Consider the following 12,807-nt stretch of genomic DNA (forward strand, 5'->3'; position numbering starts at 1 on the left):
GGTTGGTGCGGGCTTAGTACCCGGCGTCCCGGTCCACAAGATGCAAGAACGGCTCACCGGCCTCGCCGCGGCGGATATTCTCGGCAATGGCGCGGGACGCGCTGGGTGCGCGGGTCTCGGACGCGATGTGCGGGGTGACGGTGACGCGGGGATGTGCCCAGAATGGATGGTCCTGCGGCAGGGGTTCGACGCGGAACACGTCGAGCGTGGCGTGCGCGATGTGGCCGGAGTCGAGAGCGGCAAGGAGAGCGTCGTCGTCGATGAGGGGGCCGCGACCGGGGTTGATGATGAACGCGCCTTTGGGAAGCATTGCCAGCGTTTCGGCGTTGAGCGTGTTTTCCGTTGCGGGTGTGCTGGGCAGGAGCAGGATCAGGATCTGCGACTGGCTTAGCACGGCGCGCAACCCGTCGGTGCCTGTATGGCAGGTGATGCCGTCGATCTGTTTCTGGCTGCGCGCCCAGCCACTGACCGGAAAGCCAAGCCGCGCAATGGCTTGTCCGCAGGCGCTGCCCAATTCCCCAAGGCCGAGGATGCCGACCGGGCGATCGGCAGACACGGGCGGTGCATCGGGCACCCATTTGTGATCCGGGTTCATGATATGCGCATCCATGCCAAGGTGGTGCCGCAGGGTGTGGCCCGTGACCCATTCAACCATGCCTTGGGTCAGTCCTTGGTCATCAACCATGCGGGCGTAGGGCACTTTAAGGGTCGGATTGCCCACAGCGTCCTCGACCCCAGCCCAGAGGTTCAGAACCGCCTTGAGACGTGTGTAAGGCGTGAAATCCTGCACCGGCGAGTTGGGCGCGTAGACGATGTAGTCGACCTCTGCCGGAGGCATGTCGGTCGCCAGCGAGTAGTCCACGCCGATGTCGTCCAGAGCGGTGCGCAAAGGTGCTTCGTATTGCGCCCAGCGTTTTTCGTGGGCGGCGAAGAGGACGTTGATCGGCATGGCTTACCTCGGTCGGTGGATATGAGCGCTCTGTACCAAGCCGAACGCGAGCATCAAGACCAACATGGCCGAACCGCCATAGCTGACCAGTGGCAGCGGTACGCCTACGACCGGGGCGAGACCCATCACCATCGACATGTTGACGGCGAAGAACAGGAAGAAGGTCACGCCAATCCCAAGGATCAGCAGCGAGGAATAGCGGTCGCGATTTTGCAGCGCAGACACGATGCAGAAGACAAGGATCAGAACATAGAGGGTCAGCAAGGAGAAACCGCCGACAAAGCCGAATTCCTCGGCCAAGGTGTTGAAAATGAAGTCGGTGTGTTTTTCTGGCAGGAAATTGAGCCGCGACTGGGTGCCTTGCATGAAGCCACGTCCTGTCCAGCCGCCAGACCCCATCGCGATCTTCGCCTGCGTGATGTGATAGCCCGCGCCGAGCGGATCTGAGGACGGGTCGAGGAAGGTGTCGATGCGGCGGAACTGGTAGTCCTTGAGCAATTGCCAATCGGTGCCGCGGCTGAGAAACACGGTGTAGATGCCCCCTATCCCGGCGGCAATCACAGTGGCGAAATAGGCCCAGTGCACGCCCGCAAGGAACATCATCAGACCGCCACCTGCCACCAGCAGAATGGCCGTGCCAAGGTCGGGTTGGGTCAGAACAAGGAACGTGGGCAACAGGATAATGAATACGGGCACCAGCACCCAGAACGGATGCGAGGTTTTCTTGATCGGGAGCCAGTCGTAATAGGCAGCCAGGATCATCACCATGGCGATTTTCATCAGCTCGGACGGCTGCAACCGCATGAAGCCAAGGTTGATCCAGCGCTGGGCGCCCATGCCCACCGTTCCGAAAAACTCGACCGCAACGAGAAGTGCCAACGCGACGAGATAGGCCATCACCGACATGTTGCGCCAGAACCAGATTGGCACCATGGCGATGACAAACATCACCGTCAGCCCCAGCGCGTAGCGTTTCATCTGCGGTTCCGCCCAGGGGGTCATCGACCCTCCCGCCACGGAATAAAGCATCAACAGACCGACGCCCGCGATGGCGGTCAGAAGGATGACCAGCGGCCAGTTGATGAACAGCATTTTGCGCCAGCCGCTTGGGACGGTTTTGACGGTATACTCAAGATAACTCATGCGCGGCTCCGGCCATCCGGGTCGTTTTCGCGCAGAACCTGTTGCAGACGTTCCTGCTGGCTGCGGATGCGTTCCCGGTCTTTGGACGGATAGGCGTCAAGCGGCGGGTCTTGCCCGAACAGCGCCTGCAAGGTCACGTCGCGCGCGATGGGGGCCGCCGCCGCCGATCCGCCGCCGCCATGTTCGACGACGACTGACACAGCGATCTTGGGTGCCTCGTAAGGGGCGTAGTTCACGAACAATGCGTGGTCGCGCCTGTTCCAGGGCAGGTCTTCGTTGCGGGTCACTCCGCGCGCACGTTCAGCGGCGGTAATGTTGCGCACCTGGCTGGTGCCGGTCTTGCCCGCCATGCGGACGGTTTCGTCGATGATGCGAGAGCCATAGGCCGTACCGCGCCGGTTGTTTGTCACCGCATACATGGCACGCCGGATCTGGCGCAGATGGTTCTCGTTGAAGCCCAGTTCCGCACCGCCGGTTTCTGCGGTTTCGGTATCGCCGATCCTGCGGACAAGGCGGGGCGTGACCTCTTTGCCGGTGGCAAGGCGGGCGGTCATCACGGCAAGCTGCAAAGGAGAACTGAGTACGAAGCCCTGACCGATCGAGGCGTTCACGGTGTCACCGATGACCCAGCTTGAGCCACGTTCGCGCTGTTTCCAGTCCATATTCGGAACCAGTCCCTCGGTCACCGCAGACATGCCGATGCCGAACGCCTGGCCGAGACCGAGCCGTCGTGCCGTCTCTGCGATCCTTTCAATCCCGACCTTGAGCGCGAGATCGTAGTAATAGACGTCACAGCTTTCGCGGAGCGATTGCTCGAGGTTCATATGCCCGTGACCGGCACGTTTCCAGCAGTGGAAGCGACGGCCCCCGACCTCCATGTGACCGGGGCACCAGACGGTTTCGTCGGGGGCGACGACCCCGGCATCCAGTGCCGCCAGAACGGTGACCATCTTGAAGGTTGACCCGGGGGGGTACGCGTCTTGCACCGTTTTTGACGCGAGTGGACGGTGATCGTTGTCGCGCAATTCGCCGAAATCGGCGACAGAGATGCCCCGCACGAATTTGTTGGGGTCATAGGACGGAGACGAGGCGATCCCCAAGAGATCACCGTTGTTCACGTCCATCACCACGACCGAAGCGCTTTCCTCACCAAGACGGGCCTGAATGTAGCTTTGCAGTTTGGTATCGACGGTTAGCTGCATGTCGGCACCGGGTATGCCTTCGCGCCGGTCGAGTTCGCGCATTACGCGTCCGACGGCATTCACTTCGACACGTTTGGCCCCGGCACGACCACGCAAGACCTCTTCGTGTCGGGCTTCGATACCTACCTTGCCGATCTGGAAGCGAGGAATGCGCAGAACGGGGTCGGGTGTTTCGTACCGCGCCAGATCACGTTCACTGACAGGACCGACATAGCCGACGACATGTGCGAAATCGCCCCGGCGCGGATAGATGCGTGACAGGCCTACCTCGGGCGTGACACCGGGTAGGGCAGGGGCGTTGACGGCGACGCGGCTGATGTCGTCCCACGTCACGCGTTCGGCCACGGTGACAGGCAGGAAGGGTGCGCTGCGCTGCATTTCCGTGAGCGCCCGGTTCAATTCATCCTCGTCCAGTTCAACCAGCGCGGACAGACGCGCGATCACCTCATCGACATTGCCGGCGTCTTCCTTGACCATCGTGATGCGGTAAGACGGCTCATTACCTGCGATGATCACGCCGTTGCGGTCAAAGATCTGGCCACGGGTGGGCGGGATCAGGCGGATGTTGATGCGGTTTTCTTCGGCGAGCAGGCGGAATTCATCGGCTTGATCGACCTGCAGATGTTGCATGCGCAGCCCGAGCGCCCCCGCAAAGGCAAGCTGCACGCCGCCAAGGAAAAGCCCGCGGCGCGAGATTTTGCGGACGCTTTCCGCGGTATCCTTTGGCGCTCGTCTCATAGGGTCCGCCCCAGCCGATCCATGTCTCCGGGTGCGGATTTGCGCACGCCGAAAAGGAAAAAGGATACGCCCACAGCCGCAGGGTAGATGGCGATTGTCATCAAAACCTGAACCAGACTCAACACGAGCGTGCCGGGTGCAAGTATAAGGACCACCATTACCGTGCGGTAGAGGATCGTAATCACAATCAGGGTACCCGCGAAGGTGAGCCATTCAAGAAAAAATGTCGTTTCCCGCTGTCGTCTTTCGCGGGATTTGAGCCATTCTGCTGCGCAAACCACCAGAACTGACCACAGACCGGGGGGGCGTTGAAGCATCATGTCTGCAAGAAGCATCACCCCGGCGACCAGCAGGATCGGAACATATTCGGGTCGGCGCACTGCCCACGCGAAAACCATCGCGACCAAAACATCGGGACCGGCCCATTGGCTTGGCGCCGGGTTGAGCGGCAAGAGGTGGAAAAACAGGATGAGCATCGTCAGCAGAACGAAAAGCAGGCGCATCCCCCAGATTTGCAGAGCCCCCGAATCCATTACTGTTGAGGCTCTGCTGTTGCGGCATCTGTGATGCCGGGAGGGGTTTCCGGAAGGATCAATGCCGACGGGCTGGACACGCGGCGGGCACCGTGGTCGCGCAGAACGCGAAGGAATTCGAGCCTCTCATAGTCGGCAGCAAGGCGGGTGCGCAGGCGTCCACCAGGGTCTTGGGCGACTTGTCCGATCAAGAGGCCCGGTGGGAACACGTCGCCATCCCCAGAGGTGACGATGCGGTCGCCGGGGCGGACCTGATCGGGGTTTTCCAGAAAATCGATGGGGGGTGCCGAGGTGTTGTCCCCGACGATCAGCGCACGCTGACCCGACGGTTGGATCGTCGCTGGAATGCGGCTGGTCGCGTCGGTGAGCATGATGACACGGCTGGTGTTTGGTCCGACGCCGGAGATGCGCCCGACCAAGCCGGTGCCATCCATTGTTGCCCAACCGTCGACAATCCCGTCACGAGAGCCGACATTGATGAGAACCGACTGGCGGAAGGGTGATCCGGAATCCGCCAGAACCACTCCGGTGATGTAGGTCAGGCGCGGATCAAGACGTACGTTGTTCAAGTCACGCAGTTTGGCGTTTTCCTGTTCAAGCTGGAGCGCGGCTTCTTTCCAGGCAGTCATCTGGCGCAGTTCGCGGCGCAGTTCCTGGTTCTGTTCGTAGATGCGTTGATAGCTGCGGAAATCGCGAACGATGTTCACCGTTGCGGTGACCGGCGCCATCGCCCAGTCAAAGCTGGGGATGACCGTGTCGATCACCGCCGCGCGGAAACGTTCCACGCGGGGGCTGTCGATCCGCCAGATGAAGAACAGGCCGAGCAGGCACAAGATGACAACCGCCAGCAGCAAGCGCCGCAGAGGGGTTGTGTAGTCTTCGCTGTTGGTGCCGTTCTTCGCCAAAACTTCCCTTTCCAAGCGCAACCCGAAAAAAGGGAACCGGGTTTGAGATCAGGTTGCGCGCACTCTTAACATATACTGGGACAATTGGGTGGTCAGATCAGCTGTCGTAGTCAATCGCGTGGCGGAGCTGTTTTTCATATTCCAGCGCTTTGCCAGTGCCCAAAGCCACACAGTTCAGGCTTTCGTCCGCGATGGACACCGCCAGACCCGTTTGTTCGCGCAGGGCAAGATCCAGATCCCCAAGCAATGCGCCGCCCCCGGTCAACATCACGCCGCGGTCAACGATGTCGGCCGCAAGGTCCGGAGGTGTGGCCTCCAAAGCGGTCATGACCGCCTCGCAGATCGCCTGAACGGGCTCTGAGAGAGCCTCGGCCACCTGGGCCTGGCTGATCTCGGTTTCCTTGGGCACGCCGTTCAACAGATCGCGCCCCCGGATCATCATGGAGGTGCCGCGCCCGTCATCGGGCATGCGGGCCGTTCCGATGGAGGTCTTGATACGTTCGGCGGTCGATTCGCCGACCAGAAGGTTCTGCTGACGACGCAGGTAGTTGATGATTGCCTCATCCATGCGGTCGCCACCGACGCGGACCGACCGCGCGTAGACGATGTCGCCGAGAGACAGAACCGCCACTTCGGTGGTCCCGCCGCCGATGTCGACAACCATGTTGCCGGTGGGATCGGTGATGGGCATGCCCGCGCCGATGGCCGCCGCGATGGGTTCGGCGATGAGACCTGCCTTGCGCGCACCGGCAGACAGAACCGACTGACGGATCGCGCGCTTTTCAACAGGGGTTGCGCCATGCGGGACGCAGACGATGATCTTGGGCTTGGAAAAGGTCGAGCGCTTGTGAACCTTGCGGATGAAGTGCTTGATCATTTCTTCGGCCACGTCGAAATCCGCAATGACCCCTTCGCGCATCGGGCGGATTGCCTCGATGCTGCCCGGTGTCCGGCCCAACATCAGCTTGGCGTCTTCACCAACTGCGAGAACTTTTTTCTGCCCGTCCTTGATGTGGTACGCGACCACAGAAGGTTCAGACAACACGACGCCGCGCCCCTTGACATAGACCAGCGTATTCGCTGTTCCCAAGTCGATGGCCATGTCCGACGAAAACATGCCCAACAGTTTGTCCAGTCCAAACATCTGCGATCTGCCCCGCGCCAATACCTCTTAGGCCAACGACTCTCTGGGTCGTAAGCCGAGGGTCTTATAGGTGTGGTTGGGCGGGGGCGAAAGGGCCAGAACGCGCTTCGCCAGCGTGAATCTGCCACAGCCTGAGGTTAACCTCTTTGAGGGAGGGCAATCGACGGACAAAGCGGTTTGGAACCGAGCCTGCGACCAGTTCCCTCCGATGCCGCGTATTGTTGCCAGATCGGAAACGGTTAAGGGCCAAGACCCTTTGAAAAGCCATGTTTGCACCTCATTCAGACCTCTTTGCCGACCAACAATGGCCGCAAGTCTGTCTGGGGTTCTTATGATTGGTAAGCTGGTAAAGAGTATCTTCATGCTTGGCTTTTACGCGGTTGGCGTGTGCGGCGTGGTCGGCACATGGGATTACACGCGTCAGGCCAAAGCCGCCGACTACGTCTATTCCTTCGAGGATTATAAAAAGTCGGTCGTGGACCGTTACGGTCCCGAAGCGTCGATTGCCTTTGCCGTGATTGATACCGTCAAGACAGGCGCAGCCCACGGGCTCGAGTTGGCGGAAAAATCCGGGATGCTGGCGTCGCTGGGCATTTCGCTGCCTAGGATGACACCCGAACCGTCGGACGCGACATCCGGCGCTGCGGTTCCGCTTGCCGCACCGATTGTTCTGGCTTCGGCAGGGTCGCGGCTCGCACCCGAAAGCTCGCTCTATCCGCGCGCCCGCGTGCTGCAACAATAGCGGGAAACGACAGCGCGTCGTTTTCCTGCTGCAACGTGTCGGGTCGGTTTGGTGGCTTATTTGCGCTGACGGTATTCACAGGGTCAAACGCCTTGGAGTGAAGACCCATGAAAACGCATGTCAAAGCTTTGGTTGTTGGTGGTGGTGCCGTCGGTACGTCAATTGCCTACCACCTTGCCCGCGCAGGTTGGAACGATGTGATGCTGCTCGAACGGGATGAGTTGACATCCGGTTCGACATGGCACGCGGCGGGCCTGCTGCCCTATTTCAACATGTCCTACGCGACGACCCACATCCACGACTATTCGATCAAGTTCTACAAGACGCTTGAGGCTGAAACCGGACTGAATGCCGGCTTCTCGGTTGTCGGCAACCTGCGCATGGCCCAAACGCAGGCGCGAATGGATGAATACATGGTCTACGCCACGACGGCGGAAACCTGTGACGTGCCGTATGAGTGGCTCACGCCTGCGCAGATCAAAGAGCGGTATCCGCTTGTGAATTGCACCAATCTGGTTGGCGCGATCTATCACCCAACGGATGGTTACATAAACCCTGCCGATGTCACCATGGCGATGGCCAAAGGGGCACGGCAGCGCGGCGTGATGATTGAACGCAAGTGGCAGGCGGATGCCTTCCATTGGACAGGCGATCATTGGGATGTGACCTGCACCAAAATGGTGGAAAAAGGCGGCAATCTTGTTCCGTCCGACGAACAGATCGTCATCCATGCGGAACATGTTGTGACGGCCACGGGCAACCACCCGCAGCGGACAGCGAAACTCTTGGGCCTCAAGATCCCTGCGATCCCGGTGGAGCATCAGTTCATCGTGACGGAACCCGATCCGGCGCTGGTGGAATGGCGCAAAGCGGGCAACCCGGAACACCCTGTTCTGCGCGACGCAGACGCCAAGTGGTATGTGCGTGAAGAACGCGGTGGCTGGATTCTCGGTCCGTATGAGCGCAATGCGCCCGCGCGGTTTGAATACGGTGTGCCGGACAGTTTCCGTGCCGACCTTTTCCCGCTTGATCTGGAGCGGATCGAAGAAGAATACATGAGCATGATCCACCGGATTCCGTCGTCGGAAACCGTGGGCCTCAAGGACGATTTCAACGGTCCGATCTGCTACACGCCCGATGGCAACCCGCTGGTTGGTCCGGCTCCGGGCCTGCGCAACATGTGGCTGGCCGAAGGCTTCTCGTTCGGGATCACTGCTGCTGGCGGAACCGGCTATTACCTTGCGCAACTGATGGTCGAAGGCGAGGCTGAGATCGACATGGCGTCGCTCGATCCCAAGCGCTACGGCTCGTGGATGACCACCGAATACGCCGCGCGCAAGAACGAAGAGGCGTATGAGCACGTCTACATTCTGCACCATCCGGACGAAGAGCGTCCTGCGTGCCGTCCGCTTCGGACCGCTCCGGCGTATGACCGGCAAAAGGCGCTGGGCGCGCAGTTTGGTCATGTGAACGGTTGGGAGCGTCCGAACTATTACGGTCCACTGGATGCGCCTGAAACTTTCGACCATGACGCGCGGTCGTTCCGCCGGGGCGGCTGGTGGCAATATGCCGTCGATGAAGCCAAAGCTGTGCGCGAAGGCGTTGGTCTGATCGACGCCACAGCGTTCACCAAGCATGTCGTCAAAGGACCGGGGGCCACGCAGTTCCTCGACTGGTTCACCTGCAACAAGCTGCCCAAGGTGGGGCGGATCAACCTGACCTATGCGCTGACAAGTAAGGGGACGACGCGGACGGAATACACCATCGTTCGGCTGGCCGAGAACGAGTATTACCTCGTGTCTGCCGGGGCTTGGACCGCTTACGACGCTGATTACCTGCGCAAGGCGGCCGAGGACAAAGCGGGTGACTTCGGCTATATCGAGATCCAAGATGTGACCACCCAGTGGGGTGTTTTTGCCATCGCCGGGCCGAAGTCGCGCGATGTGTTGAAAGAGATCGTCAAGGATGCCGATCCCGAGACCGTTCTGGGCAACAAGCGGTTCCCGTGGCTGACCTGCCGCGACATCGAACTGGGCATGTGCCCGGTGCGAGCGATCCGCGTGGCCTATACCGGTGAGTTGGGGTGGGAACTGCATCACCCGATCGAGATGCAGAACTACCTTTGGGATCAGCTGATGGCGGCGGGGGCCAAGCATGGGTTGAAGCTGGTTGGTGCGCGGGCGCAGAACTGGCTGCGTCAGGAGAAATCCTACCGTGCCTTCGGCAACGAACTGGGCCGCGACGCAACCCCGCTGGAAGCCGATCTGCCGCGCTTTGTGGATCTCGACAAGGATTTCCACGGCAAAGAGGCCATGGTGGCCACCGGCGTGCGCTCCAAGTGCTGTACCCTGCTTATCGACGGGCCGGAGGATGCCGATCCGTGGGGCCGGGAGGCGCTATATGATGGCGAGACCCGCGTTGGGCGTCTGACGTCGGGTGGGTATTCCGTGGCGTTCGCGAAATCCATCGGGATGGGCTATGTGAAGCCTGAACTGGCGGTGCCGGGGACCAAGCTCAAGGTCAAGATTCTGGATCAGCTTTGGGATGCCGAAGTGGTCGAAGACAGCCCCTATGATCCGAAAAACGAGGTCATCCGCAAAGACGGATGATCTGCGCGAAACCGGACGCGTCGACGCGTCCGGTTTTTCCGTTGACGGAAAAACGCCCGTGTCGGGCGCTGGGGTTTAGCCCCGTCCAAAGTCTTCGGTGGTGACCACGTTGTCGCCATTGCGGTCCATGCCAGCGAACCATGCGGGCACGGCATCCAGGAATTCTTCGCGCGTGACGTTTCCATCACCATTGGCATCCGTCACTTCTCGCAGCATGCCATTGGCTGGGTTGCGCTTGCCTGTGCCATGGCCCTCGCCGTTTTCGGCCATATCAAGCGCGCGGGCCTCGTCGAAGAGATCGTGTTCTTCGCTTGTCAGAACGCCATTCTCGTCGGCGTCAAAGGTCAGGAACACGTCGCCGCGCCGTTCTGTGGCCTCGGCCAAAGTGACCTGACCGTCACCGTCCAGATCCCAGCTTTCGACGAAATGCCCGCCGGGGACATTTTGTTGGGCGGTTGCGGTTGTTGCTGCGAAAAGAAGGGCAAGAAGGATGGGAGATTTGGACATGATGACCTCATACATATTAGTTATTTGGAATATGTATTGCTGATCTCTCAGATCTACATCCCCCCAAAGTGTCGCAGGGTCTAGGCGACCAGTTCGTCGAACACATCCAAGGCCTTGCCCGCGTACATCAGGCCGGGGCCACCGCCCATCTGGATGCAGGTGGCCAGCACCTCGGACACCTCTTCGCGGGTTGCGCCCAGACGGATCAGCGCTTCGGTGTGGAAGAGGATGCACGGCTCGCAACGCGTGGCTACGGCAATGCCAAGGGCCACGTATTCCTTTTCCTTGAAGGTGAGCGCCGCGTCTTTCTTGACGGTCTTGCCCAAGGCCCCGAAGGCGGCAGTCGTGTCAGGGACTGCGCCGTTGAGAGATTTCAACTGTGCTTTCATGTCGGTGAGTTTGGCTTTCCAGCTCATATCATGCTCCTGCGATGTGTTTGGTTTGCAAGAGCATTCTGGTTCGCGCCGGTCTTTGATGCAGATCAGGCACGCGGGTCGGGTGCAAAAAAGAAGGCCGGACACAGCGTCCGGCCTTTGCAACTTCTGTGATCTGTTCGGCGCTTTACCCCAGCAGGCGCCGCGCGATGACCTGAGCCTGAATCTCGGCGGCCCCTTCAAAGATGTTCAGGATGCGCGCGTCACACAGGATGCGGCTGATCTTGTATTCCAGCGCGAAGCCGTTGCCGCCGTGAATTTGCAGCGCGTTGTCGGCCGCAGCCCAAGCCACACGTGCACCCAGCAGTTTGGCCATGCCTGCTTCAAGGTCGCAACGGCGGCCTTCGTCCTTTTCGCGGGCCGAGAAGTAGGTCAGCTGACGCGCGATCATGATTTCGACCGCCATCATCGCCAGTTTCGACGCAACACGGGGGAAGTTGATCAGCGATTTGCCGAATTGCTTGCGGTCCTGTGCATACTTCATGCCTTCGTCCAGCGCGGATTGCGCGACGCCGATGGCCCGGGCGGCGGTCTGGATGCGGGCCGATTCAAACGTCTCCATAAGCTGTTTGAAGCCTTTGCCCTCTTCCATCCCCAGAAGGTTCTCGCCCTTCACTTTGAAATCGTCGAAGTTGAGCGTGTATTCCTTCATGCCGCGATAGCCGAGCACTTCGATCTCACCACCTGAAATGCCCGGATCCTGCCAAGGTGCCTCATCCGTGCCGGGGGTCTTTTCGGCGAGGAACATCGACAGACCACGGTAATCGGTGGTGTCAGGAACGGTGCGCGCCAGAACGGTCATCACATGCGTGCGGGCGGCATGGGTGATCCACGTTTTGTTGCCGTTGATGACCCAATCGCCGTTTTCGTCCTTCACCGCTTTGGTGCGGAGCGATCCGAGGTCGGAGCCGGTGTTCGGTTCCGTAAAGACGGCGGTTGGGAGGATCTCGCCAGACGCGAGTCCCGGCAGCCATTTCGCTTTCTGTTCGTCCGTGCCGCCAGCGATCACCAGCTCCGCCGCAATCTCGGACCGGGTGCCGAGAGAGCCGACACCGATATAGCCGCGCGAGAGTTCCTCGGACACCACGCACATGGAGTTCTTGGACAGGCCAAAGCCGCCATGCTCTTCCGGGATGGTCAGGCCGAAGACGCCCATTTCGGCCAACTCGTCGATGATTTCCATCGGGATGAGTTCGTCCTTGAGGTGCCATTCGTGCGCATAGGGTTCCACCTTGTCGAGCGAGAAGCGGCGGAATTGTTCGCGGATCATGTCGAGTTCATCGTCAAGGCCGCAGGCCCCCACGGTCAGCTCTGCGCTGCGCTCCTGCATGAGTTCGACAAGACGCATACGGGCCGCCTGGGTGTTGGCGCTCTGGGTCAGCTGCATGACCTCTGGTGTCATCAGAACGCGCATGTCGTCCTGAGACACGCCGATGTCCTGAAGGCGGACCATTTCGCCCTGGTTCATCTGAATGCCACCGTAGATCTGCCAGAGGTATTCACCAAAAGCGATCTGGTGGATCAGCTGTTCGACCTCGCCGAATTTGCCGTCTGTGGTCAGACGTTCGGCCCAGCCCTGCATCTGGCGCAGGGATTCCACATAGGTGGCGAGCCATGCAAGGCCGTGTGCTGCCGTCTGGTTTTCTTCGATCAGGGCACCTGACACCCGGCCATCCGCTTCGACCATACCCCGCACGCGGGCGTTCGCCATCTCGAGGATGGTGTTTGCCGGTTCGATTGCCGCACCTGTCAGCGCCAGCAGGTCTGGGAGGACCGTTGCGGTGGTCAGGGTCAGGTCTTGTCCATCATGGGCCATGAATCACGTCCTTTTCAGCTTTGGCGCTGGATATCTATTTTGCAGGTGCAGCGCAACAAAAATACCCAATAGAGCCAAAATTTGT

At 60.3% G+C, this 12,807-nt stretch carries 11 protein-coding genes; 2 read left to right on the forward strand and 9 right to left on the reverse strand.

Annotated elements, in window-relative coordinates; translation table 11 throughout:
* Positions 1–13: 13 nt before the first annotated feature.
* The 6 genes from ACMVPR_RS20675 to ACMVPR_RS20700 form a co-directional block, all read right to left on the reverse strand.
* Complete coding sequence (locus ACMVPR_RS20675) at positions 14–949, reverse strand: 2-hydroxyacid dehydrogenase (protein ID WP_300584695.1); 936 nt, start codon at positions 947–949, stop codon at positions 14–16.
* A 3-nt stretch (positions 950–952) separates the two neighbouring features.
* On the reverse strand, positions 953–2,092 hold the full coding sequence (rodA, locus tag ACMVPR_RS20680; protein ID WP_416884398.1) for a rod shape-determining protein RodA: 1,140 nt from the start codon (positions 2,090–2,092) through the stop codon (positions 953–955).
* Positions 2,089–4,032: a penicillin-binding protein 2 gene (gene mrdA / locus ACMVPR_RS20685; RefSeq protein WP_416884399.1), complete on the reverse strand. Its 1,944-nt coding sequence runs from the start codon at positions 4,030–4,032 to the stop codon at positions 2,089–2,091. Before mrdA ends, rodA begins: the two co-directional genes overlap by 4 nt.
* Entirely contained in the window at positions 4,029–4,565 is a 537-nt protein-coding gene (locus ACMVPR_RS20690; RefSeq protein WP_416884400.1) for a rod shape-determining protein MreD, read from the reverse strand. Before ACMVPR_RS20690 ends, mrdA begins: the two co-directional genes overlap by 4 nt.
* Complete coding sequence (gene mreC, locus ACMVPR_RS20695; protein WP_416884401.1) at positions 4,565–5,470, reverse strand: rod shape-determining protein MreC; 906 nt, start codon at positions 5,468–5,470, stop codon at positions 4,565–4,567. The genes ACMVPR_RS20690 and mreC overlap by 1 nt, the downstream gene beginning before the upstream one ends.
* Before the next feature lie 97 nt (positions 5,471–5,567).
* Positions 5,568–6,614 (reverse strand): rod shape-determining protein, encoded by a 1,047-nt coding sequence (locus ACMVPR_RS20700; protein ID WP_085628165.1) that lies wholly within the window; start codon positions 6,612–6,614, stop codon positions 5,568–5,570.
* 361 nt (positions 6,615–6,975) lie between these two features.
* On the opposite strand from ACMVPR_RS20700, the gene ACMVPR_RS20705 reads away from it, so the two are divergent.
* Together ACMVPR_RS20705 and ACMVPR_RS20710 are read left to right on the forward strand one after the other, a co-directional pair.
* Positions 6,976–7,356, forward strand: coding sequence for a hypothetical protein (locus ACMVPR_RS20705; protein WP_416884402.1), 381 nt, complete (start codon positions 6,976–6,978; stop codon positions 7,354–7,356).
* A 107-nt stretch (positions 7,357–7,463) separates the two neighbouring features.
* The gene (locus ACMVPR_RS20710; RefSeq protein WP_416884403.1) at positions 7,464–9,965 is read left to right on the forward strand and encodes a GcvT family protein; all 2,502 of its coding nucleotides are present in this window, start codon (positions 7,464–7,466) and stop codon (positions 9,963–9,965) included.
* Positions 9,966–10,040: 75 nt separating this feature from the next.
* On the opposite strand, the gene ACMVPR_RS20715 is transcribed toward ACMVPR_RS20710, so the two are convergent.
* The 3 genes from ACMVPR_RS20715 to ACMVPR_RS20725 form a co-directional block, all read right to left on the reverse strand.
* Entirely contained in the window at positions 10,041–10,472 is a 432-nt protein-coding gene (locus ACMVPR_RS20715; protein WP_416884404.1) for an EF-hand domain-containing protein, read from the reverse strand.
* A gap of 80 nt (positions 10,473–10,552) precedes the next feature.
* Positions 10,553–10,888: a carboxymuconolactone decarboxylase family protein gene (locus ACMVPR_RS20720; RefSeq protein ID WP_416884405.1), complete on the reverse strand. Its 336-nt coding sequence runs from the start codon at positions 10,886–10,888 to the stop codon at positions 10,553–10,555.
* A 145-nt stretch (positions 10,889–11,033) separates the two neighbouring features.
* Complete coding sequence (locus tag ACMVPR_RS20725) at positions 11,034–12,722, reverse strand: acyl-CoA dehydrogenase family protein (RefSeq protein ID WP_416884406.1); 1,689 nt, start codon at positions 12,720–12,722, stop codon at positions 11,034–11,036.
* Positions 12,723–12,807 lie beyond the last annotated feature (85 nt).

Origin of the sequence: Marivita sp. (assembly GCF_048006345.1) — a bacterium.
Lineage (GTDB): Bacteria > Pseudomonadota > Alphaproteobacteria > Rhodobacterales > Rhodobacteraceae > Marivita.

Excerpts from the sequence above, each read along its gene's own strand:
- ACMVPR_RS20710 (WP_416884403.1), top strand. The coding sequence starts at position 7,464 with ATGAAAACGCATGTCAAAGCTTTGGTTGTTGGTGGTGGTGCCGTCGGT.
- rodA (WP_416884398.1), bottom strand. The coding sequence starts at position 2,092 with ATGAGTTATCTTGAGTATACCGTCAAAACCGTCCCAAGCGGCTGGCGC.
- ACMVPR_RS20705 (WP_416884402.1), top strand. The coding sequence starts at position 6,976 with ATGCTTGGCTTTTACGCGGTTGGCGTGTGCGGCGTGGTCGGCACATGG.
- ACMVPR_RS20720 (WP_416884405.1), bottom strand. The coding sequence starts at position 10,888 with ATGAGCTGGAAAGCCAAACTCACCGACATGAAAGCACAGTTGAAATCT.
- ACMVPR_RS20690 (WP_416884400.1), bottom strand. The coding sequence starts at position 4,565 with ATGGATTCGGGGGCTCTGCAAATCTGGGGGATGCGCCTGCTTTTCGTT.
- mrdA (WP_416884399.1), bottom strand. The coding sequence starts at position 4,032 with ATGAGACGAGCGCCAAAGGATACCGCGGAAAGCGTCCGCAAAATCTCG.
- ACMVPR_RS20715 (WP_416884404.1), bottom strand. The coding sequence starts at position 10,472 with ATGTCCAAATCTCCCATCCTTCTTGCCCTTCTTTTCGCAGCAACAACC.
- ACMVPR_RS20725 (WP_416884406.1), bottom strand. The coding sequence starts at position 12,722 with ATGGCCCATGATGGACAAGACCTGACCCTGACCACCGCAACGGTCCTC.
- ACMVPR_RS20675 (WP_300584695.1), bottom strand. The coding sequence starts at position 949 with ATGCCGATCAACGTCCTCTTCGCCGCCCACGAAAAACGCTGGGCGCAA.
- ACMVPR_RS20700 (WP_085628165.1), bottom strand. The coding sequence starts at position 6,614 with ATGTTTGGACTGGACAAACTGTTGGGCATGTTTTCGTCGGACATGGCC.